Here is a 22,178-nt window from a genome sequence, read left to right on the forward strand (position 1 = left end):
GCCTATTTAAGCAGCGTAATTATCTTTAACCGCAACTTCGTTAATCTGGGTCTATCGCGTGAATACGCAAACGGAAAGTGGCGATAGCTCATGGACATACCCCAGCCTGCAAGGCTGGGGCTTTATTGGAGGCTAACTAAATATTCTTATCGAAGAATACGTCTAACTTTTGCATTGCCTCATCAACATATTTGGGCACCCAATACGTTTCGATATGGGTAGCGCCATCGATCAGGAAGAGTTCTTTGTCCTTCGTACCGGTGGCTTTCGCGAACGCATCTTCCGTCATATAGAGCGTATCCGCTTTTGTACCGGCAATCATCAGCAGCGGTTTATTGATGAGATTGATATGGTCCGTGACGTCAAAGCTCATCAAATCTAACAGGCTGCTGGTGGTGTATTTAAACGTGGAGTTCGGGTGCGCGTGGGTTTTCCAGTAGTACTCGTAGCCCTGGCGATACAAGGCAAAAGGTAATTTAGCAATCTGTTCATCAGTGAGGTTGGCATCGCCGGAGTAAAGCACTTCTCCTCCGGCGGCTTCCTGAGCACGTGCGTCAGATGCCTGCTGAAGACGCTGCTGGATAGTATCCAGCTGTGAATCCTGCATACCGTTGCGGCGCACAAGGCCTGAATTAAACATGCTGATGGTGGCTATCGATTTAAACCGCTTGTCAGTTTCAGCCGCAACAAGTGAATACCCGCCGCCTCCGCAAATACCCAGTAGACCAAGGCGGGCGGTATCTACACCAGGATACTGGCTGATGTAGTCAGCCATGCCGTGGATATCCTCAATGCGATTAGCGGGTTTATCCACGCTGCGCGGCATCCCGCCGCTAGCGCCCTGATACGCAGCATCGGCGGTAATCGTGATGTAGCCCTGCTCGGCGAGACGCTGGGCATACAACCCGGCGACCTGTTCTTTTACGCCGCCATTAGGATGTGCAACCACCACGGTCGGGTATTTTTTGGCGGGATCGTAGTTAGCAGGGGTATAGACATTCGCAGCGATCTGGATGCCATGCAGATCGTATTTCACGGGGTGAATGTTGACCTTACCTTTGACGTTCTCAGTAATGGCACCGTCATAAACGAGTGTGAAGGAATTTTTTTTGTAATCAGCCGCATTGACTGAGGTCACCCCAGCCATTGCCGTGAGTAGCATTGCACTGATAAGCGTGAATTTCATGGTCTCTCCCGATGAGTGTCGGCCTGGTTATTCAGGCTCGCGGAATCAAATTTGCAGGCTCAGATTAGGCGGAGAGGGCTGTCAGCATCGTGACAGAAAAATAACATTTTTGTCAGGAAACGGACTGGGATGGATAAGTGTTTCTGACAGCGCTGTCAGGTAACCGTCAGCTTTATGTTGGCAATCAGAAGGCAGAATGGTCTCGCTTAAATGAGATTCACGTTCAATTTTCTGAGAAAGGAGCAATCAATGAAAAGCCAGAATGACCCAACAATGCCAGAGCGACGCAAGCTATTAGTCGCCGGAGCGGGCATTGCCGCCGCCTCACTGATTCCGCACGTATCAGCGGCGAGCCAATCATCTCAGGTAGATTCATCCAGACAAACCCGCCAACGCAATGCTGCTCCAGGCAAGCGTAAACTCGGGCAACTGGAGGTTTCTGCCGTCGGCCTGGGCGTACAGAACATGAGCCGCAAATACGACACGTCCGTTCCCTTGCGTCCCGAGATGATCAATATCATCCACCGGGCATTTGATGAAGGAGTCACGCTCTTCGACGCCGCTGAAGCCTACGGCCCGTTTGAAGTTGAAAAAATTCTCGGTGAAGGCGTCGCCCCGTTCAGGGACAAAATCGTTATCGCCACTAAGTTTGGCTGGAACATTGACCAACAAACGGGTAAGCGTCTGCCGGGCCTTAACAGCAGGCCGGAGCATATAAAGCAAGTCGTCGAGAACATGCTCAAACGCCTGCGTACCGATCGTATCGACTTACTGTATCAACACCGTGTTGATCCGCAGATCCCAATCGAAGATGTCGCCGGCGCGGTGAAAGATTTAATGGATCAAGGGAAAGTCCTGCACTGGGGGCTGTCTGAAATGGGCATCAACACATTGAGACGCGCCCATGCAGCATTACCCGTGACCGCCGTACAAAGTGAATACTCCATGCTCTGGCGCGGCCCTGAAAAGCAGGTCCTTCCGGTGTGTGAAGAGCTGGGCATTGGCTTTGTGCCATGGAGCCCACTCGGCGTGCAGTTTTTAACGGGCTGGATTGATGAGAATACCCGGTTTGCTACCGGTGATTTTCGTGCGACAGAAACGCGCTTCTCGCCTGAAAATCTGCCACACAACTTACAGCTGGTTGAACTACTGAAATCCTGGGCAATAAGAAAAAATGCCGCCCCAGGACAAATTGCTCTGGCATGGCTCCTGGCGCGTAAACCCTGGATTGTTCCCATCCCTGGCACCACCAATAAAGACCATATGCTGCAAAACACTGCGGCTACCGGTGTGTCACTGACTCTCGCCGAGATGACCGAGCTCACCCGCTCACTGGATACCATCACTATCCAGGGGCAACGTCTGCCGGATGCCGTGCAGGTTTATTCCGATGTTGAAGCACCGTTGAAAAGTTAAGAGGAAATCCCGTTATGCGCCTGTTGTTAGTCGAAGATGAAGAAAAAACGTCAACCTATCTCAACCGTGCGTTGAGCGAGTCTGGATTTACGGTAGATGTCTCTGCAGATGGCGCGGAAGGTCTTCATTACGCGCTAGAGTTCGACTACGACGCGATAATACTGGATGTGATGCTGCCGGGGATGGATGGCTACCGTGTACTTGAGGGTGTGCGAGCAGCTAAACAGACGCCGGTGCTGATGCTCTCGGCACGCGGCTCGGTCGACGAGCGAGTTAAAGGGCTTCGTCTTGGCGCGGATGATTATCTGCCCAAGCCCTTTTCGCTTATTGAACTGGTGGCGCGTATTCAGGCGCTGGTGCGTCGTCGCGCTACGGATGGCGCAGACATTACCCAACTGCAAATTCACGATCTGCATCTCGACCTGCTGGCTCGCCGGGTATTTCGCGCCGGAACACGGCTGGAGCTGACCGCGAAAGAGTTTTCCCTGTTGAGCCTTCTTGCCCGACACCAAGGAGAGATTCTGTCAAAGATGATGATAGCTGAGCAGATATGGGACATGAATTTTGACAGCGACGCCAACGTGGTTGAAGTGGCCATTAAACGACTTCGAGCCAAAGTGGATGCGCCGTTCGATATCAAGCTATTACATACCGTTCGTGGCATGGGGTATGTCCTCGAAGTCCGGTCCGAATAAATGAAGGGGATAAGCATGCCTAAACGTTCCATCTCCGTTCATCTAGCGCTGATGTTTGCCTTATCCGCGCTGCTGATTGTGTCCGTTATCGGTATCCTGCTCAGAAGCTCCTTGCATGACTCTTTGCAAAAGCAGATGCACAACGAACTGTTGTTCCGCGAATCATTAATGAGCCCGTGGATCACTGCACGAACGTCGGCTGACGGCTGGTCAACGCTTGCCAATAAATTTACCGTATTAACCAATTCTGAAGGTGAGCGCGTTCGCTACTGGATAGTGAGCGATAACCCGCGCTTTAGCATGGGGGGAACACCACCGGTAGGGGTTCAGTGGTCTTCTTTGCAGGAGGGCTTTAATAAAGTACCCGGCGCATCGGAAGGCGCATGCTCACTGTTTCTGTTAGTGAAAAAGATCCCCGCCAACGGTGACAGACCTGAGCTGCGCTATATTGTTGCCATCGACTCCACGCCATATATGGGCACACTGAATGCCTTCACCCGGACGTTGCTAATCATAGCCGCACTGGGCGTCGTGATTGTCGCCTTGCTGGGATACATCGTATCAAGGATCGGTCTTCGTCCCGTTGAAGCACTCAGTAAAGAGGCCCAGCATCTCGCGCCGGGAGACCATAGTCAGCGCCTGAATACCCGCGCATTGCCCGAAGAACTACAGCAACTGGCATCATCATTTAATGGCGTGTTAGCGCGTCAGGAAATCGCCTGGCGGCAGCTCGAAAGCTTTAATGCCGATGTTGCGCATGAACTCCGTACCCCACTGACTAACCTGATTGGTCAGACGCAGTTAGGGCTATCACGCCGACGCTCACAGGATGAACTGGAAGAGTTATTGGGCTCTAACCTGGAAGAACTGGAACGCATGACGTCTATCGTTAACGACATGCTGTTCCTGTCTCATGCTCACGCGGGCGAACATGCTTCCCAACTTACCCAGGTGTCCCTGCGAGAAGAAACCCTGAAAACAGCGGAGTATGTTGAACCCTCATTTGCGGAAAAACAGCTTTCTCTGGATGTGGAGGGGGACATCACCGCGCATATCGACCGGCGGTTGTTCCACCGCTCACTGGCTAATTTACTGGAAAACAGCGCAAGACATTCCCCCTCCAACAGCACGGTTACGGTGCGCTTAAGCAAAAAAGGTCATCAGGCCTGTGTTGAAGTTTCAAACCCGGGCGATCCGATAGCACCAGAGCACTTACACCGACTTTTCGAGCGCTTTTATCGCGTTGACACCTCCCGGGCCAGGAGTGATACCCATCATGGGCTGGGCCTGTCGATTGTACGCGCCGTCGCCATTATGCACCGGGGAGATGTCTTTGCCCGTAGTGGAAGTGGCATCAATACTTTCGGCCTCACCTTTGCGATACAAGCGGATAAAGCGGCGGGCAATGCTCAATCCGACGCTGAACCGGGACCAGGGTTAACTGACAGAATTGTCAGGGGGGCGTCAGCCTGACGTCATCATACTCTCGATAAAATCATCGCAGGCAATCCCCTCTTCATTGATAAGGACGCTTTGCATGATTAGACATTTACGTTACCTCGGGCTGTTACTGCCCCTCTTCACATTTTCATCCTGGGCAGCGGAGCAAAATCCTGCTGTCCATATCGCCCCCGCAGGAAGTCAGAACGCGGTGTATGGGCCCGCCGAGAACTTTACCGGTCGCGTCAGGGTTGATCCTCTCTTCAAACCGGATAACGACATCCCTGTTTCCGGGGCTTATGTCACGTTTGAACCCGGTGCGCGTTCCGCCTGGCATACGCATCCGGCAGGTCAGCGGCTGATTGTGACCTCGGGTGTTGGGCTCACCCAACAAGAAGGCCAGCCGGTGCAGGTTATCCGCGCCGGTGACGTTGTCTCTTGCCCGGCGGGCGTCAAACACTGGCACGGGGCTGCTCCCGGCAGCGCGATGACGCATCTGGCGATAACCGGGATTGTGGATGGCAAAAGCGTTAACTGGATGGAGAAAGTGACAGATGAACAATACCACTCCCATTAAAGCATTGGCGGCAGCGGTACTGCTGACCTTTGGTTTTGGTCTCACGGCACATGCTGCACCCGGCAACAAAGGAGCCTCAGAAATGAACCTCGAACAAGCGGTTTCAGATACGCTGTCAGCCCGCCAGCATGCTATCCCGTTGATTGCGGCATCGATGGCCAGCAGTCAGATGGATAAGCTGAATGCAGCCCTGAATCAGGGGCTTGACGCCGGGCTCACGATAAACGAAACCAAAGAGATTCTCGTCCAGCTTTATGCCTATACGGGATTCCCCCGTAGCCTGAATGCACTTAGTGAATTGATGAAGGTCGTCGAAGCACGTAAACAACGTGGTATCAAAGACCTTGAGGGTAAAGAGCCGGTTGCCCCGATCCCTGTCGGGGATGAACTTCGCCGTGTCGGTACAGCAAACCAGACAAAAATCTCAGGCGCTCCCGTCCAGGGCCCGCTGTTTGATTTTGCCCCAGTGATTAACCAGTACCTGCAAACGCATCTGTTTGGCGATATTTTCGCCCGGGATAACCTCGACTGGCAAAGCCGCGAGCTGGCAACGGTTGGCGCATTAGCGGCAACGCCAGGCGTTGAATCACAACTGCTGTCGCATACCCGAGCCAGCATGCGGGTCGGCCTGACTGCCGCGCAGTTGCGCCAACTGGCACTGGTGCTGCGTGAACATGGCGAAAGTGATGCAGCCACGCGAGCTGAAAAGGCGCTACAGCAGGCGCTCGCAAACCATTAGGAGTAGTTGGCTATGGAGCATAATCCCACTCGCCGAATGTTAATCACCGCGCTTGCCGGACTGACGCTGGCGAACGTTTCTTTTGCATCAGCTGCGACCGGAAACGCCAACGTGCAGGGTAAAAGCCGTGTTCTGGTGGCGTACTTTTCCCGCAGTGGAAATACACGGGTCATTGCGGGCGTCATTCACCGTAGCCTCAACACCGACCTGTTTGAAATCGAACCGGCAACGCCTTATCCAGAAGACTATTTCCAGACCGTAGAGCAGGCGAAAAATGAGCGTGAGCGAGGAGTCAAACCGGCATTAAAAAATAGCGTTGCAGATATCTCACGCTACGAGACCGTGTATTTAGGCTTTCCGATCTGGGGGACCAGCGTGCCGCCTGTCGTGCAAGCATTTCTCAGCAGCCACAACCTTGCGGGCAAATTACTCATCCCCTTTATGACTCACGGCGGCTACGGTAAAGGAGACAGCGACGACATCCTTACCCGCCTCGCCCCAATTGCACGTCGGGAAAAACCGCTGGTTATTGAATGCGACCAGGAGCGAAGAACCACTGAAACGGTCACCAGCTGGTTAGAGACAACACGCAGTTAATCGTCCGCATTCATGAGTCTGCCAAATAAGGGCAATCAGGGGTGCTAAATAATTAACGCTGACAACTCAGATATGATTGAACGGCAAACATAACAGAGGATGTAATCTTGAAGACAATCTTAAAAACGCTGGCCATCTGCGTCATGGCGGGTGGCCTGGTGGCTCAGTCGGTATACGCCGAGCCGCTGGTCATTCAGGAACAGGGAAGCTTTTCTGCTGGTGGCACTATCATCACCGCGCCTGGAACATTTGACGCGAAAAAGCCGCTGGATTCTGCTGGCCAAACCTACCATGGCGATCATGCGTCTGTGTTCTACCAAATCCCAGAGAATCCGCATAAATACCCTATCGTCATGCTGCACGGCGCAGGTCAGTTCTCCCGTACCTGGGAAAGCACCCCGGATGGTCGTGAAGGTTTCCAGAACATATTCCTGCGTCGTGGATTCTCAACTTATCTTGTCGATCAGCCACGTCGGGGCAGCCCGGGCGCACGACGGTAGAAGGTACGGTTACGCCTAAACCGGATGAACAGATGTGGTTCAACCAGTTCCGCGTTGGCGTGTGGCCAGAGTATTTTAAAGGCGTTCAGTTCTCTCACGACAAAGAAGCACTGAATCAGTATTTCCGTCAGATGACCCCAAATACCGGGCCGTTTGATATCAATGTCATCTCTGATGCGATGTCCGCCGTCGTGGATAAATCCGGCCCGGCAATCCTCTTCACCCACTCTCAGGGTGGCGGACCAGGCTGGTACACGGCGATGAAAAACAACAAGGTCAAAGCCATTGTAGCCTTTGAGCCCAGCAGCAGCTTTGTCTTCCCGGAAAAAGAACTCCTAGCCCCTATGCCAAGCGCGTTCGACACACTGAAGGGTGAGCCTGTGCCAATGGAGCAGTTTATGGCACTGACCAAAATCCCGATTCTGATTATTTACGGCGATAACATACCGGATAAACCTGTCGCCATGCCAGCACAGGACAGCTGGCGCGTAAGACTGGCAATGGCTCGGGAGTGGCGTGACGTGGTGAACAAGCATGGCGGTGATGTGACGGTGACGCACCTGCCTGAAGTGGGCATCAAAGGGAATACTCATTTCCCGTTTTCTGATTTAAATAATGTGCAGATTGCTGATTTGGTGAGTAAATTTCTGAAAGAAAAAGATCTTCAATAGGACGAAGCGGTATTGAACCTTCATTAATGAGGGCTTAATACAAACATCAGTTTTATCAAACCTCGAACCGGCTTATATGCCGGTTTTTTTTACGCTAACTTTCTGGCTTTCCCGTTGATGTTGAGAGTGCATGTCTATGCTGCATGAAAACACATGAGACCCATGCATCAATTTTAGTCCCAACCCCCGTGATTCACGGGCATTGAGAACAAATCGGCAGTGCATGAAAACCTATGCATTAAGTGAAGCGTGCAGGCGGGCGGGGCTGCGCACGCTGAGGGATAAAACAAGGATAAGGTGCTTTGATTGCGGTATAGCTTAGCGGTACGATAGCTGGTTCTTGTTTGAGTGAAAAGCTTCAACGTTTGCAGTGCTCGCATATTGTTACAAGACCCATGTTGTGAAACATTTTTTTAGAATGTTTCAAAAAAAACCTTACAATAAGGGATATCGGTGTCTCTACTTTGATGAGAACGACGCATAACTCAGAGGGCGGTGAAAAATAATGAAGATTAATCCCCAAGGTGTTGAAATTCAGAATCGCGATGTACAAACGCTTTTTAAATCCTTAGAACGTTCAGAATTAAAACTGGACGATGCAGAGATATTTTTAGACTTCCCAATGTATAAAGGTGATGATGATAATCTCGTAATATCTCAGATCCTAATGGTTAGCCCTTATTACGGCGTGATTGTTTTTTATTCATCCTCTGCAAATGAATATAATATTCCTCAGCTTAACAGAGATGATAAAAGCTTAGAAAGGGTGGCAGGTTTCGTTGTCTCCAGACTAATCAAAAATGATCAGCTACGCAAAGGAATGCTGGGGTTTGCATTACCGGTAAACTCATTATTATTCGCACCATTATTAAATAGCAATGACAAAAACATTGAAAATTTGCGCAACCCTATTGTTACGACGGAAAAACAACTTCTCGATACAATAGCTTCATATGAAAGTAATTTTCCTGAGCGTTTGTTTTTTGAGTCAATATCTACGATACAAGGGGCAAAAGGTTTATTAAAACCGGAAGATCGTAATGCCGAAAGCCTGCCACCTGATTCTAAAGCAGCAAGAATAACTCAAGTTGAATCAAACATTTTAATGTTTGACAGGGATCAGCAAGAAGGATATATCCCAGCATTAGATGGTCCACAACGAATTCGAGGGCTGGCTGGTTCTGGAAAAACCGTTATTTTAGCCATGAAAGTTGCCCAAACGCTTTTAAGGGATGAGACTGGAAAGGCAACCATTCTATATACTTTTACAACTAAGAGTCTCTATCAACATGTCCTAAGGCTTATTCAACGTTTCTATCGAGAGTTTCATGATGACTCAACAAACCTTGATCGCGTAACAGTCATGCACTCTTGGGGAGGGAGATCTAATGCCGGAGTTTATTACGAGGCTTGCAAAGCTTTTGGCCATGACTTTCTCAACTTCCCAGACGCCCAAGTTGAATCAAGAGGAACATTAGATCCATTTGAATATGCATGCAAAAAACTTTTAGACAATGCACAAATCACACCTTTATACGATTATGTTTTTGTAGACGAAGCACAAGATTATGGTATTTACTTCATGCGACTCTGCACTAAACTAGCGAAAAACAAGCAAGTTTGCTTTGGTGCGGATGTCTTTCAAAATATTTTCCAAAAAAGAACACCAACAGCCACGGAAATATTTGATGATGGAACTGAATTCATTAAAGATAAATTCCTTGAGGTATGCTACAGAACTCCATTAGCTATACTTGTAACTGCTCATGCTATCGGTTTAGGTGTGTATGGAAAACAAGTTCAAAAAATTGAATCAGTTCAATACTGGAACGATTTAGGATATTCAGTTACATCCAGACAATCTGGAGAGTTTCAAGAGTCGGAAAAAGTTGAAGTGTTGCGTGAATCCAAAAATTCACCAAGCTTTGCACAACAAGACACTCGAGAATTATTAGCTTTCAATTTTAGCCATAAAGATTTAGATGAAGAAATAAATAGTTTAGTTGCAGCCATAGAAAATGACATTAAGGGTGAAGGATTACTCCCTGAAGATATCATGGTGATTTGTGCCGATGATTATAATTGCCGAAATTATTTCAATAAAGTGACAAGGGTATTGAACTCTAGAGAGATATACACCAACAATGTGCACGCAGAGAAAATATCAATTCATGACTTTAAAGTCAAAGACAGAGTAACACTCACTACAATACACAAGGCGAAGGGAAATGAAGCATATTCAGTGTATATAGTCGGCTCTGATTTCTTATGCCATAACTTGAACATTAGAAACAGAAACCTTTTATTTACAGCAATGACAAGAACAAAAGGTTGGTTATCTGTTTCAGGTATTGGTGATGTTACCAGTGGGTTGAAAAGTGAAATGGAACAATCTGTTAATAATATTCCATACATACGTTTCGATTACCCAACGAAGGAAGAAGCCCAGCAAATTGAACATGATATTACTCATGTTAAGCAAGTATCGTCCAAAGATATTAGCGAGCTTGAGTTTATGCTCAGTAAATTTGGAAGCTTCGAGAACATGCAGAAGTTCATGGAGGAACAATCAGCTAAGAAGGGGAGAAAATGATTTCCTTTCAAGATGTGAGAGCAATAAGTAAATGTACTGATTTCGTTGAGACTTCAGGCTTGCTAGCAGAGTCTAATGGAAGGGTTAATTTACCTTCAAATTACGCTCCCCTATGTAGAAACCTTGCTTATAGGGAGTACTGGGAGCTGCATAAAAGTAACTTTTGGTTTCATATTAAACTCACTGACGAGAGTGTTTTTCTATTTGAAGAAAACAGCTTTAGATTTATTATGAGTCCAATAACAGTTCCTTCTATGGAAGATTACTTTCTAAGTGAATTTGGCGAGGAATGGGATAATTTAGACAGAGAAACCAAATCAAGTTACATTGATTCAGGGTCTTTTAGCGAAGGCTATCAGAATTTTGTAGTATCTGTCTCTGATCACAAAAGTTTCACTCCAGTTCGGCTAGACCAACATCCTTCACAGTACGACCCTATAAACCACCCAGCACATCATTTACATATTGGTTATGAGAATGAGTCTCGGATACCTGTAAAAAGAATTTTAACTCCTTTAGCATTTACTGCATTTATAATATCCACTTTTTATCCTAAGACGTGGAAAGAGATGCATGAATCAGGGTATATAAACAGAGATACAGTAGGAGTATATAAAAACAATCTAGATATTCTTCCGCATATTTCCCCTGAGCATTGGAATGGTGAACTAGAGGAAAGTAGGTTCTATATTTGCTAAATTTAATAAGTGCTAAATAATATATCATTTAGCACTTATTTGTAAACAGGAAGTCCGAATACCACTGTATCATCTCCCTTCTCCCCTCAATATATACAGCATGATTATAGGTTCCTCTTATATTATTTTTATCAACATGAGCCAATTGAATCTCTACCCAAGCAGATATAAATCCTTTCTCATGTAAAATAGTAGACAGCGTGTGCCTAAACCATGCCCTGTTAGCTTTCCCCCATAACCAATACGTTTGATAACTTGGTTAATACTCGCCTCACTCTCGGCTTGTTCGGATCATTCCTCCCTGGAAAAACATAACGATAATTCCCTGTCATAATCTTGAGTTCGTTAAGTAAATCTAACGCCTGAGTCGATAATGGAACAAGATGCGCCCTGCACATTTTCATCCTTTCAGCAGGAATTTCCCAAATAGCGTTATCCAGATCAAATTCTTGCCATAATGCCGCACGTAATTCGATGGTTCTCACGCTCGTAATCATCAGTAATTTCTTGGCTATCTGGACAAGCTTACTCCCAGTGTAACTCTCTAAGGCACGCACAAAATCGGGTATCTCATCAGCTTTTAGGAACGGGAAATGATTGGATTGGTGTACTTCGAGGGCACTGGAGAGATCAGCAGCAGGATTGTACTCCGCCCTACCCGTTGTAATTGCATAGCGAAACACTTCGGAGCAACGCTGCCGCACTTTACGCATTTTCTCCAACGCACCACGTTTCTCAATTTTACGCAGAACGTTTAGCAACTCTAGCGGTTTAATCTCCCCCACTGGCCTTGTGCCAACATAAGGAAAAATGTCGTTCTTAAACGCTTCCATGATGTCTGATGCGTATCCTGTCGACCATTTAGCAGATTTAAGTTGATGCCACTCTCTGGCTATCTTTTCAAAGGCGTTCTCTGACTCTGTTTGCAGGGCCAGCTTTTGCTCTTTTCGAACCTCGCTAGGGTTCTTTCCTTCTGCCACAAGTTTTCAAGCTTCATCACGACGGGAACGAGCATCGGCAAGGGTCATCGTTGGGTAAACGCCAAACGAGATCATCTTGGGTTTACCGGCATAGCGATAGCGGAACCGCCAGCTCTTGCTTCCATTAGGTTCTATAAGCAATGGCAAGCCTTGCCCATCCCCAAGCGTATAGGGTTTATCTTCAGGCTTAGCGCGGCGAATCTGCATATCGTTTAAAGGCATGTATATAGGAATCCAAGACCGAACAGGAACATATACACATTCTGTATCGGATTCTACTGGATGGTTACGGACTACGATGGACTAAAAACTAGTAAAATCGTTATAAAACAGAGTAGTTATGGATGAATACGGACGTTTGGGGAATTTGAAATGGTGCCGATAATAGGAGTCGAACCTACGACCTTCGCATTACGAATGCGCTGCTCTACCAACTGAGCTATATCGGCCCTGCAAGACGTGTTCACGAGCGTGAATCACGGGACAAAAGGTTAAAACTAACAGGGCGATGCGTCAATAGCCTGATGAATCAAGTGCCTACTTTTGCATCGCCCATTATCAATTACGCACGAATGGTATCTTCGCCGAAGCCAATCCACTTGTAGGTGGTCAGTGCTTCCAGGCCCATTGGGCCGCGCGCATGCAGTTTCTGCGTGCTGACCGCCACTTCTGCGCCGAGGCCGAATTGGCCGCCGTCGGTAAAGCGCGTTGAGGCGTTGACGTACACCGCAGAGGAATCCACTTCGTTGATGAAGCGGTTGGCATTGCTCAGGGTGCGGGTGAGAATAGCGTCGGAATGCTGGGTGCCGTGGGCGCGGATATGCGCGATAGCACCATCCATATCCGGCACAATAACCACGTTGAGATCCAGTGACAGAAACTCGTTGTCCAGTTCTTCTGGCTTAAGAGCTACCAGCTTCGCCGGGCCTTTCAGCTCGCGCATAACCGTTTCATCGCCGTGCAGCGTCACGCCGCTTTCTGCCATCTGCTGGCTTAATGCCGGCAGGAAGCTTTCAGCAATGTCCTGATGCACCAGCAGCGTTTCAACGGTGTTACAGGTACTAGGGCGCTGGGTTTTGGCGTTAACGAGAATCTTCAGCGCCGGAGCAACCTCTGCGGAATCATCCACGTAAATATGACAAACACCGATTCCGCCGGTAATTACCGGGATCGTCGATTGTTCGCGGCACAGCTTGTGCAGCCCTGCACCGCCGCGTGGGATCAGCATGTCGATGTATTTGTCCATGCGCAGCATTTCACTGACCAGCGTGCGGTCAGGATTTTCAATCGCCTGAACCGCGGCTTCTGGCAAGCCACACTCTTTTAACGCGCGCTGGATAACGCCAACCGTGGCGGCGTTGGTGCGATAAGTCTCTTTGCCACCACGCAGGATTGCTGCATTGCCGGTTTTCAGGCACAGCGCGGCCACATCGACGGTGACGTTTGGTCGCGCTTCGTAAATCACACCAATGACGCCCAGCGGGACGCGGCGACGTTCGATACGCAGGCCGCTATCGAGCAGCCCGCCGTCAATCACCTGACCAACGGGATCCGCCAACGTGCAGACCTGGCGGACATCGTTAGCAATCGCCGTGAGGCGTGCCGGCGTCAATGCCAGACGGTCGAGCATCGCTTCGCTCAGGCCGCTTTCACGTGCCTGGGTCAAATCGTCAGCGTTGGCGCGCAGAATTTCATCGCTGTGAGATTCCAGATAATCAGCAATAGTTTCCAGAACCCGATTTTTTTCACGGCTGGATAGCAGCGCGAGTTTGTAAGAGGCCTGCTTTGCCGCAATGCCCATTTGTTCCAGCATGTTGAACTCCTTAGCGGGTAATCATGTCGTCGCGGTGAACGGCAACCGGGCCATATTCATAGCCGAGGATGTCTGCAATCTCTTGCGAGTGGTGTCCGGCAATTAGACGCAATGCATCGCTGTTGTAGCGGCTTACGCCGTGCGCAATATCACGACCTTCCAGATTACGAATGCGGATCACTTCACCACGGGAGAAGTTGCCTGTCACGTTTTTAATGCCTTTCGGAAGTAATGAACTCCCCCGCTCCAGAATCGCGCCGGTGGCACCGGCATCAACAATCAATTCACCTGCCGGTGGTGCGCCAAAGATCCAGCGTTTACGGTTTTCCAGCGGCGTGTCCTGCGCATGAAAGCGCGTGCCGACGGAGATGTTCGCCATGACGTCGCCAATCACGCCTGGCAGGCTGCCTGCGGCGATGATGGTGTCGATACCAGCACGGCAGGCAACATCTGCGGCTTGCAGTTTGGTGCCCATGCCGCCGGTACCGAGCCCGGAAACGCTATCGCCGGCAACGGCGCGCAGTTCATCATCAATGCCAAAGACATCTTTGATCAGTTCAGCGTCAGGATTGCTGCGCGGGTCAGCGGTGAACAGACCTTGCTGGTCGGTCAGCAGCAGCAGTTTGTCAGCGCCCGCCAGAATCGCGGCCAGCGCAGAAAGGTTATCGTTATCGCCGACTTTAATTTCGGTGGTGGCGACGGCGTCATTTTCATTGATGACCGGAACGATGTTGTTATCCAGCAGCGCGCGCATGGTGTCGCGGGCGTTAAGGAAACGTTCACGGTCTTCCATGTCGGCGCGCGTTAACAGCATCTGGCCGATGTGAATACCGTAAATTGAAAACAGCTGTTCCCACAGTTGAATCAAGCGGCTTTGGCCGACGGCGGCCAACAGTTGTTTAGAGGCGATAGTCGCGGGCAGTTCGGGGTAACCCAGGTGCTCACGTCCGGCGGCGATGGCGCCTGACGTCACAATAACAATTCGATGCCCAGCCGCATGAAGCTGGGCACACTGGCGAACCAGTTCCACAATGTGCGCGCGGTTCAGGCGGCGCGATCCGCCCGTTAAAACACTGGTGCCCAGTTTGACCACCAGCGTCTGACTATCACTCATGATTCTCTGCCGTTAAAAAGGAAAAAAGATACCAAGCCAACGTTGTAACAGGAGTCAGGCCGCTTGCCAACTGCCAGCATTGAAAGCAGGGATTTTGTTGCGCGGGATCAGGCAGCCTAGTGAGGATTGTTGACAGCTTTATGACAGAAAAAATTAATCATACATTTTTATAATTAATCGAATATTGTCATAAATTTTTAACATGTGCGGGATAAAAACGTTCCTGTTTTTTCACAGTGGTCTTTCACAGCAATTTAAAACATAAAAACCGGGAACGAGAAATGCAAAAAACAACGCTGGCATTAACGATGATGGGTATTATTGCGTCTTCTTCAGCAATGGCCGCCGAAGTTTATAACAAAGATGGTAATAAGCTGGATGTGTACGGCAAAGTGAAAGCCATGCATTACATGAGCGATGATTCCGGCTCCGATGGCGATAAAACATACATTCGTTTCGGTTTTAAAGGCGAAACCCAAATTAACGATCAGTTGACCGGTTATGGTCGCTGGGAATCTGAATTCTCCGGCAATAACGATGAAAGCAACTCTTCACAGAAAACACGTCTGGCTTTTGCGGGTCTGAAATTAAAACAGTTCGGTTCGTTTGACTATGGTCGTAACCTGGGTGCGCTGTACGACGTCGAAGCCTGGACCGATATGTTCCCGGAATTCGGCGGTGAAGCCTCGGCGAAAACCGATAACTTTATGACCAAACGTTCCAGCGGGCTGGCAACTTACCGTAATACCGATTTCTTCGGCGTGGTCGACGGGCTGGATTTAACCCTGCAATACCAGGGTAAAAATGACCGCAGCACCTATGCTACCGCCAACGGTGACGGTTTCGGTACTTCCCTGACCTATGATTTCGGCGGCAGCGACTTCGCCATGAGCGCGGCATACACCAACTCTGACCGTACTGATATCCAACAGGCTAAATCCCTGTCACAGGGCGGAAAAAATGCAGAGTCCTGGGGCACGGGCCTGAAATACGACGCCAATAATATTTACCTGGCGATGATTTATACCGAAACGCGCAATATGACGCCGGTAAAAGGCTTGGTTTCAGCGGATCAAGGTTTTGCTAATAAAGCGCAGAACTTCGAAGCCGTGGCGCAATATCAGTTTGATTTTGGCCTGCGTCCATCCTTGGGTTATGTCCAGATGAAAGGTAAAAACCTGGATAACGGCATTGGCGACCAGGATCTGATGAAATATGTAGATGTCGGCGCGACCTACTATTTCAACAAAAATATGTCCGCATTTGTCGATTATAAAATTAACCTGATTGATGAAGATGACGTGACTAAGCGTCTGGCTATTATGACCGACGATGTGGTTGCAGTGGGTATGACTTACCAGTTCTAATCGCGTCTCCAAAAATAAGATGGCCGGATAAGGTATTACACCCTATCCGGCCATTTGCGTTTTATTGCCCGATGGCACTTCGCTTATCGAGCCTACCTATTGTAATAGCCAATAGAAAGGCCAGCACGTTGGCTGGCCTTGTTATCGGGATGATTTACGCGGTACGTTTTAACGCTTCGTTGGCAAAGCCTTTCGCCGGTTCAAGTCCCAACTCTAACGTCTTCAGCAGATCTTTCACGCGACCATGGAAACCCTGCAATGTTAACTCCAGACGTTCCACCACCTCGGGGTCTTTGATATCCACTTCCTGCCATACCCCTTCTTTGTCAAACAGTCCGAACTGGTAGCTGTAGGTGAAGCATTTTTCATGTGCTTCCATCTCCATCCACCAGCCCCAGAACTCACGCTTCTCCGGTGCAGGCTTTACATTCACGCAAACGGCCAGGCAGTCGAAAAAAAATCGGTTCTCTTCGCACTGTTCTTCGCGGATATAGGGGCCAAGCGCAGCGAACTTCTTAATCAATCTACTCTTCGGGTGTCCACTCGGTAACGTCATTGCGATCTCCTTTAGTGATGCAACTGTTTTACCAAATCAATAGAATTTATCAATATATTAACAAAATCTATTGTTGATCCACGCGGCAATTTCTTTCAGTGCCTTGTCAAAGTTGCGATACACCGGGTTAAACGGGATCGACAGTAGTTTCCCTTGCGAAGATGACGAGACGATTAAACGCGACTCTTCTTCCGGGCTGAATGGATCGTTATCCCAGAATCCCGAAAGCATTGGCGTTGGGCAGCGACGGCCCAGTAACCCTTGGGTTTTCAGCGAGTAGCGGTTTAGTTCCACACGTAGCGCTTCGTCGGAGGCGTCGTGCATTCCCAGACGGGAGGCCAGCACATCAAGATACATTTCCGGGACGCGCCCCTGATGCAGTGGGTCACTCAATAATCCATGTACGACTGGGCCCAAACAGGCGACCGCTTTCAGATTCTGTGCTTCCAGATAAGCCAGGCGCACGGCAACGTTGGCGCCAAAGCGGAAACCAAAGGCCGCCACGCGCGTATGGTCGACCCATGGGATATTCGGCAGCGCGCGGATAACGTGCTGATGTAGCAGACTGGAGTCCTGCGTCAGCTTCCATTTTGAAGAGAAGCCGATAGAGGGCATATCCACGGTCAACATCGCGATGCCAAGCGGTGCAAAGTAGTGTTCATACAGGCTGTAGTAATCCGTCTGTAAGCCATCAAGACCACCGCACATCAGCACCGTTGGGAACGGGCCGTCGCCTTTCGGCATATGCAGGAAGCCGGTAATAGGCGCACCACCGGGGATGGTAAACTCCAGTTCACGCATTTCGCCCGGCAAACGCTTCGCCGCTTCCTGATAAGCACGGTTTCCAAGCGCCTGTGCCTGTTCTGCAAGCTCATCGCCCTTCAGGTGTGGGTAGGCCGCAATGCTATACAGGTTGGACGCGTGCAGCCAGTGGCGGCCGCTGAGCGTTTCGTCCGATTCTTGCATGGCTTTCTGCTGCCAGACCATGGCTTGCGTTGACCATTCGTAAATCCAGTTCCCGCCACGGTAGCCCACGACGGTATCAAACAGCTCTTCGTCAGTACGTTCGGCCTTGCTCATGACAATCCGTGCCTGGACGTCGAGGATCTCCTGAGGCGTCACGCCTCGCCAGATCCACATCAAGCGGTTGATCATGCGGTACCAGTGCGGAACGTTCGCACCGCTCAGCGCGGACTGCATACTGGCAGTGTTACCGGTGTTGAACCGACGCACCAGCGTGGATGTTTCGGGGTGTTTAAAACGCGGCTTGAATAGCGTTTCGCTGAGATTGGCTTCTGGCATCACAAAACCTCCATGGATACGATCTTAGGACTATTGTAACGCGTGGGGCGTTAAAAAGAACAACGCCCGGCATAACCGGGCGTTGGGAGCGCATTTAATGACTGAATTAACGCCCGGAGATTGGTGGTACGAATACCACGCCCATATCCCAGGGTTGTTCAATCCAGGTATCCTGCGGGATATCAACAACATAATCGTTGACCAGTGGGCGACCCGCTGGTTTCGCGAAGATGGTGACGAAATGCGCTTTTGGGTACATTTCACGAATCGCAACGGCAGTGCCGCCGGTATCGACCAGATCGTCGATAACAATAAAGCCTTCGCCATCGCCTTCCGCGCGCTTAAGAACTTTCAGTTCACGCTGGTTGTCGTGGTCATAGCTGGAGATGCATACGGTGTCGACATGACGAATGCCCAGTTCACGTGCCAGCAGTGCAGCCGGTACCAAACCACCACGGCTAACGGCAATAATACCTTTCCATTGTTCAGAAGGCATCAGGCGTGCAGCGAGCTTGCGCGCGTGAATCTGCAACATGTCCCAAGTGACGACGTATTTTTCGCTCATGTGAAAGTGTCCCAGCCTGTGTTATACGGCTTAAAAAGTGTTCAAGGGGGAAATGGGTTGCGCGAGATTATAGAGATCTGACGCACTAAAAACCAGTGTTTAGCGGAATCACAGGCGCTTTTTACGTGGTTTGTTCTACCGCAAGACAGAGAAAGTGGTATTCTCAACCCCATCGCGCAAGCCAGGCTTGTGGTATATGTATGTGCTAACCCTTTACCTGCAAGCGACTTTTGCAGAACGCCGTAAGGAGACTCATCGTGTCTGAACTGTCTCAATTATCCCCGCAGCCGCTGTGGGATATTTTTGCCAAAATCTGTTCTATTCCGCACCCTTCTCATCATGAAGAGCAGCTCGCTGCCCACATCATTGGCTGGGCGAAAGAAAAAGGTCTGCACGCAGAACGCGACCAGGTCGGCAACATTCTGATTCGTAAAGCCGCGACGCCGGGCATGGAAAACCGTAAACCGGTTGTGCTGCAGGCTCACCTCGATATGGTGCCGCAGAAAAACAATGACACCGTGCACGATTTCGCTAAAGACCCTATTCAGCCGTACATCGATGGTGAGTGGGTAAAAGCACGCGGCACTACGCTTGGCGCAGATAACGGTATCGGTATGGCATCCGCGCTGGCGGTGCTGTCTGACGAATCCGTCGAGCATGGCCCGCTGGAAGTGCTGCTGACCATGACCGAAGAAACCGGTATGGACGGTGCATTTGGTCTGCAGTCCGGTTGGTTGCAGGGCGAGATTCTGATCAACACCGACTCTGAAGAGGAGGGTGAGATCTACATGGGTTGCGCAGGGGGTATCGACTTTACCAGCAGTCTGCCGCTGACCCGTGAAGCGATTCCGGCTGGCTTCCAGACCTTCAAGCTGACGCTGAAAGGGCTGAAAGGCGGTCACTCCGGCGGTGATATTCACCTTGGTCTGGGTAACGCTAACAAGCTGCTGGCCCGTTTCCTGGCAGCCCACGCGGCAGAGCTGGATCTGCGTCTGGTCGACTTCAACGGCGGTACGCTGCGTAACGCTATTCCACGTGAAGCATTTGCGGCACTGGCTATCCCAGCGGATAAAGTTGATGCACTAAAAGCGCTGGTTAAAACCTATCTGGACATTCTGCAAAACGAACTGTCAGCGAAAGAGAAAAACCTAAACCTGGTGCTGGAAGCCGTTACCGTTGAAGCAAAAGCGCTGACCAACGCGTCACGCGATGCGTTTGTTCAACTGCTGAACGCCACGCCGAACGGGGTAATTCGCAATTCTGACGTGGCAAAAGGTGTCGTTGAAACCTCTCTGAACGTCGGCGTCGTTTCCTTTACCGAAGATACCGCCATCATTCACTGTCTGATCCGTTCTCTGCTCGACAGTGGGAAAGATTATGTAGTGAGCATGCTGGAATCGCTGGGCGCGCTGGCCGGGGCTCAGACCCAGCCGAAAGGCGGCTACCCGGGCTGGCAGCCAGATGCCAAATCTCCGGTGATGCAGTTGGTGCGTGAAACCTATCAGCGCCTGTTCAACAAGGTGCCGAATATTCAGATTATCCACGCGGGTCTGGAATGTGGTCTGTTCAAGAAGCCGTATCCGAACATGGATATGGTGTCGATTGGGCCAACTATCACCGGGCCTCATTCACCGGATGAGCAGGTTCATATCGAAAGCGTTGGCCAGTATTGGCAGCTGCTGACGGAACTGCTGAAAGCGATTCCGGCGAAGTAAGTTTTAAGCCGTTTCCGGCGGCGCTTCGCTTGGTCGGGCTACATTTTTGCATATTTGTAGCCCGACCAAGCGAAGCGCCGCCGGGAATATCACCGAACTACCTGACCTTTTCCATCCGATAATTCACAAACGTCTCCCCACGCGCCTGAACCTCCTGCTCTGCCACGACAACAAATCCATGACGCTCAAAACACGGCCTGGCGGTGATGCTCGCTTCGACCGTTAACGTTCCTGTTGGGATCTGAACAAATAGCGCGTTAAGCAAAGCGCTGGCAACGCCCTGTCGCGAGAATTCCGGTGCGACAAAGAGCAGATCAATATAGTCGCCAATCGCGGTGATAAATCCGACGGGACGCTCGTTTACGGTTGCCACCAGCACCTGCGATTCCACCATTTTTTGTTGCCAGCGAGCCTCATCAACCTGTGCCCAGGCGGCAATCTGTGATGGTGAGTAGTGCTGGCTTGCGGTTTCACGCACCGCTCGCAGGAAAATCTGACATAGCGCCGGGAAATCACTTTCACGGTAAGAACGGATAAACATGGTTAAATTCCTAAGAGAAGCTGTCGTTCAAGCTGCGGATCCAGCAGCGTGACATGCAGACCAACGAGACGCACGCCGCGCTCAGCGCGTCTTTCTTGCCAGGATTTCCGCGCCGTGGCAATTAAGTCGTCTTTATTGAGCTTCGGCCAGACGTGCTCCTGAGTGGTTTGCTGGAAATCATTAAATTTTAATTTGATGCCCTGGCGAGCAATCAATAAATCCGGTCTGACTTTCGCCAGTCGACGCTCAAGCTCAGGATAGAGCCGTTCGATAATCGCCTCGCAGTCCGACCACTGGTGAATATCTTCTTCCAACGTACGCTCAACACCTATCGATTTGCGTTGACGATCGTTGTTGATCTCGCGTTCATCGATCCCCTGGCTACGCTCCCACAGGATCCGCCCAAATTTACCAAAGCGTTTAAGCAGCATGGCCAGGTCGCTGTTCTGCACATCTTCGCAGGTACGCAGCCCCATGCTTTCGAGCTTCGCGGCGGAGACTTTGCCCACGCCCGGAATTTTACTTAACGGCAGGGTTTTGAGAAATGCGGGGACTTCGTCTGGTGTCAGTACAAACTGACCGTTGGGCTTATTGAGATCGGAGGCAATTTTAGCCAGAAATTTTATCGGAGCGACCCCCGCCGATGCGGTCAGTGCCAGCTCATTAAATATGGTCTGGCGAATCTCCTGTGCCATCAACGTCGCCGAACCGTGGCAGTGTGGGCTGTCGCTGACGTCCAGGTAGGCTTCATCCAGCGATAGCGGTTCAATTAGTGAGGTGTAGCGGGAGAAGATTTCACGAATGTGGTGAGAGGCTTCACGATAAGCTTCAAAGCGCCCGGGTAATAACGTGAGGTGCGGACAAAGCTTTAAGGCCATTCCCGTCGGCATGGCGCTGCGCACGCCAAATTTGCGCGCTGGATAGTTCGCAGTGCTTATCACACCGCGCTGTACGCGACTGCCGCCGATGGCGATTGGAATATCGCGCAGCGCCGGGTTATCGCGCATTTCAACCGCCGCGAAGAAGCAGTCCATATCGATATGGATTATTTTGCGCATTGTTAGCCCTCACTTACCACTGGATAAGTATACAGCACAATAATGGCAAATGAGA

18 protein-coding genes, 1 tRNA gene and 2 pseudogenes are annotated in these 22,178 nt (G+C 50.2%); 11 read left to right on the forward strand and 10 right to left on the reverse strand.

Annotated features, from left to right (window positions below; genetic code table 11):
* Positions 1–136: 136 nt before the first annotated feature.
* The gene (locus U0026_RS18065) at positions 137–1,186 is read right to left on the reverse strand and encodes a CocE/NonD family hydrolase (protein WP_062777244.1); all 1,050 of its coding nucleotides are present in this window, start codon (positions 1,184–1,186) and stop codon (positions 137–139) included.
* A 249-nt stretch (positions 1,187–1,435) separates the two neighbouring features.
* Between U0026_RS18065 and U0026_RS18070 the strand changes: the two genes are divergently transcribed.
* The 9 genes and pseudogenes from U0026_RS18070 (at position 1,436) to U0026_RS18110 (ending at position 11,112) form a co-directional block, all read left to right on the forward strand.
* Positions 1,436–2,602 carry an aldo/keto reductase gene (locus U0026_RS18070; RefSeq protein ID WP_174525774.1) on the forward strand — a complete coding sequence of 389 codons (1,167 nt, stop codon included), beginning with the start codon at positions 1,436–1,438 and terminating at the stop codon, positions 2,600–2,602.
* 14 nt (positions 2,603–2,616) lie between these two features.
* Positions 2,617–3,297 carry a heavy metal response regulator transcription factor gene (locus tag U0026_RS18075; RefSeq protein WP_012606387.1) on the forward strand — a complete coding sequence of 227 codons (681 nt, stop codon included), beginning with the start codon at positions 2,617–2,619 and terminating at the stop codon, positions 3,295–3,297.
* Between the two features lie 15 nt (positions 3,298–3,312).
* Positions 3,313–4,770 carry a heavy metal sensor histidine kinase gene (locus U0026_RS18080; protein ID WP_062777246.1) on the forward strand — a complete coding sequence of 486 codons (1,458 nt, stop codon included), beginning with the start codon at positions 3,313–3,315 and terminating at the stop codon, positions 4,768–4,770.
* 64 nt (positions 4,771–4,834) lie between these two features.
* Entirely contained in the window at positions 4,835–5,314 is a 480-nt protein-coding gene (locus U0026_RS18085; protein ID WP_062777248.1) for a (R)-mandelonitrile lyase, read from the forward strand.
* Positions 5,292–6,053 (forward strand): carboxymuconolactone decarboxylase family protein, encoded by a 762-nt coding sequence (locus U0026_RS18090; RefSeq protein WP_062777250.1) that lies wholly within the window; start codon positions 5,292–5,294, stop codon positions 6,051–6,053. The genes U0026_RS18085 and U0026_RS18090 overlap by 23 nt, the downstream gene beginning before the upstream one ends.
* Before the next feature lie 12 nt (positions 6,054–6,065).
* A complete protein-coding gene (locus tag U0026_RS18095) occupies positions 6,066–6,650 on the forward strand; it encodes a flavodoxin (RefSeq protein WP_062777252.1) in 585 nt (194 codons plus the stop codon).
* A 107-nt stretch (positions 6,651–6,757) separates the two neighbouring features.
* Positions 6,758–7,821: pseudogene (locus U0026_RS18100) on the forward strand (alpha/beta hydrolase).
* A 505-nt stretch (positions 7,822–8,326) separates the two neighbouring features.
* Positions 8,327–10,414 (forward strand): DEAD/DEAH box helicase, encoded by a 2,088-nt coding sequence (locus tag U0026_RS18105; protein WP_062777254.1) that lies wholly within the window; start codon positions 8,327–8,329, stop codon positions 10,412–10,414.
* Positions 10,411–11,112 carry a DUF2290 domain-containing protein gene (locus tag U0026_RS18110; protein WP_062777255.1) on the forward strand — a complete coding sequence of 234 codons (702 nt, stop codon included), beginning with the start codon at positions 10,411–10,413 and terminating at the stop codon, positions 11,110–11,112. The genes U0026_RS18105 and U0026_RS18110 overlap by 4 nt, the downstream gene beginning before the upstream one ends.
* A 28-nt stretch (positions 11,113–11,140) precedes the next feature.
* Here the strand turns inward: U0026_RS18110 and U0026_RS18115 are convergent.
* From U0026_RS18115 to proB, 4 genes and pseudogenes are all read right to left on the reverse strand, one after another.
* Positions 11,141–12,314 (reverse strand): annotated as a pseudogene (locus U0026_RS18115) (tyrosine-type recombinase/integrase).
* A 151-nt stretch (positions 12,315–12,465) separates the two neighbouring features.
* A tRNA-Thr gene (locus U0026_RS18120) sits at positions 12,466–12,541 on the reverse strand.
* A gap of 113 nt (positions 12,542–12,654) precedes the next feature.
* On the reverse strand, positions 12,655–13,905 hold the full coding sequence (gene proA / locus U0026_RS18125; protein WP_062777257.1) for a glutamate-5-semialdehyde dehydrogenase: 1,251 nt from the start codon (positions 13,903–13,905) through the stop codon (positions 12,655–12,657).
* A gap of 10 nt (positions 13,906–13,915) precedes the next feature.
* On the reverse strand, positions 13,916–15,019 hold the full coding sequence (gene proB / locus U0026_RS18130; protein WP_062777259.1) for a glutamate 5-kinase: 1,104 nt from the start codon (positions 15,017–15,019) through the stop codon (positions 13,916–13,918).
* A gap of 281 nt (positions 15,020–15,300) precedes the next feature.
* Here proB and phoE point away from each other — a divergent pair, with 281 nt between their 5' ends.
* Positions 15,301–16,386, forward strand: a complete 1,086-nt coding sequence (phoE, locus tag U0026_RS18135; RefSeq protein WP_062777261.1) for a phosphoporin PhoE — start codon at positions 15,301–15,303, stop codon at positions 16,384–16,386.
* 154 nt (positions 16,387–16,540) lie between these two features.
* Here phoE and crl read toward each other — a convergent pair whose 3' ends face one another.
* The 3 genes from crl to gpt all read right to left on the reverse strand — a co-directional run bounded on the left by crl (position 16,541) and on the right by gpt (position 18,809).
* Complete coding sequence (gene crl, locus U0026_RS18140) at positions 16,541–16,942, reverse strand: sigma factor-binding protein Crl (RefSeq protein ID WP_062777263.1); 402 nt, start codon at positions 16,940–16,942, stop codon at positions 16,541–16,543.
* 57 nt (positions 16,943–16,999) lie between these two features.
* Complete coding sequence (gene frsA / locus U0026_RS18145; RefSeq protein ID WP_062777265.1) at positions 17,000–18,244, reverse strand: esterase FrsA; 1,245 nt, start codon at positions 18,242–18,244, stop codon at positions 17,000–17,002.
* Positions 18,245–18,350: 106 nt separating this feature from the next.
* The gene (gene gpt, locus U0026_RS18150; RefSeq protein ID WP_062777267.1) at positions 18,351–18,809 is read right to left on the reverse strand and encodes a xanthine phosphoribosyltransferase; all 459 of its coding nucleotides are present in this window, start codon (positions 18,807–18,809) and stop codon (positions 18,351–18,353) included.
* A 257-nt stretch (positions 18,810–19,066) separates the two neighbouring features.
* Between gpt and pepD the strand changes: the two genes are divergently transcribed.
* Entirely contained in the window at positions 19,067–20,524 is a 1,458-nt protein-coding gene (pepD, locus tag U0026_RS18155; protein ID WP_062777269.1) for a cytosol nonspecific dipeptidase, read from the forward strand.
* A gap of 97 nt (positions 20,525–20,621) precedes the next feature.
* On the opposite strand, the gene U0026_RS18160 is transcribed toward pepD, so the two are convergent.
* The gene (locus tag U0026_RS18160; RefSeq protein WP_062777271.1) at positions 20,622–21,065 is read right to left on the reverse strand and encodes a GNAT family N-acetyltransferase; all 444 of its coding nucleotides are present in this window, start codon (positions 21,063–21,065) and stop codon (positions 20,622–20,624) included.
* A 2-nt stretch (positions 21,066–21,067) separates the two neighbouring features.
* Positions 21,068–22,123 carry a DNA polymerase IV gene (gene dinB / locus U0026_RS18165; protein ID WP_062777273.1) on the reverse strand — a complete coding sequence of 352 codons (1,056 nt, stop codon included), beginning with the start codon at positions 22,121–22,123 and terminating at the stop codon, positions 21,068–21,070.
* Positions 22,124–22,178: the final 55 nt, after the last annotated feature.

Origin of the sequence: Kluyvera intermedia, assembly GCF_034424175.1 — a bacterium.
GTDB lineage: Bacteria > Pseudomonadota > Gammaproteobacteria > Enterobacterales > Enterobacteriaceae > Kluyvera > Kluyvera intermedia.

Coding starts and splice junctions, on each gene's coding strand:
- U0026_RS18065 (WP_062777244.1), bottom strand. CDS start 1,186: ATGAAATTCACGCTTATCAGTGCAATGCTACTCACGGCAATGGCTGGG.
- U0026_RS18070 (WP_174525774.1), top strand. CDS start 1,436: ATGAAAAGCCAGAATGACCCAACAATGCCAGAGCGACGCAAGCTATTA.
- U0026_RS18075 (WP_012606387.1), top strand. CDS start 2,617: ATGCGCCTGTTGTTAGTCGAAGATGAAGAAAAAACGTCAACCTATCTC.
- U0026_RS18080 (WP_062777246.1), top strand. CDS start 3,313: ATGCCTAAACGTTCCATCTCCGTTCATCTAGCGCTGATGTTTGCCTTA.
- U0026_RS18085 (WP_062777248.1), top strand. CDS start 4,835: ATGATTAGACATTTACGTTACCTCGGGCTGTTACTGCCCCTCTTCACA.
- U0026_RS18090 (WP_062777250.1), top strand. CDS start 5,292: ATGAACAATACCACTCCCATTAAAGCATTGGCGGCAGCGGTACTGCTG.
- U0026_RS18095 (WP_062777252.1), top strand. CDS start 6,066: ATGGAGCATAATCCCACTCGCCGAATGTTAATCACCGCGCTTGCCGGA.
- U0026_RS18105 (WP_062777254.1), top strand. CDS start 8,327: ATGAAGATTAATCCCCAAGGTGTTGAAATTCAGAATCGCGATGTACAA.
- U0026_RS18110 (WP_062777255.1), top strand. CDS start 10,411: ATGATTTCCTTTCAAGATGTGAGAGCAATAAGTAAATGTACTGATTTC.
- proA (WP_062777257.1), bottom strand. CDS start 13,905: ATGCTGGAACAAATGGGCATTGCGGCAAAGCAGGCCTCTTACAAACTC.
- proB (WP_062777259.1), bottom strand. CDS start 15,019: ATGAGTGATAGTCAGACGCTGGTGGTCAAACTGGGCACCAGTGTTTTA.
- phoE (WP_062777261.1), top strand. CDS start 15,301: ATGCAAAAAACAACGCTGGCATTAACGATGATGGGTATTATTGCGTCT.
- crl (WP_062777263.1), bottom strand. CDS start 16,942: ATGACGTTACCGAGTGGACACCCGAAGAGTAGATTGATTAAGAAGTTC.
- frsA (WP_062777265.1), bottom strand. CDS start 18,244: ATGCCAGAAGCCAATCTCAGCGAAACGCTATTCAAGCCGCGTTTTAAA.
- gpt (WP_062777267.1), bottom strand. CDS start 18,809: ATGAGCGAAAAATACGTCGTCACTTGGGACATGTTGCAGATTCACGCG.
- U0026_RS18160 (WP_062777271.1), bottom strand. CDS start 21,065: ATGTTTATCCGTTCTTACCGTGAAAGTGATTTCCCGGCGCTATGTCAG.
- dinB (WP_062777273.1), bottom strand. CDS start 22,123: ATGCGCAAAATAATCCATATCGATATGGACTGCTTCTTCGCGGCGGTT.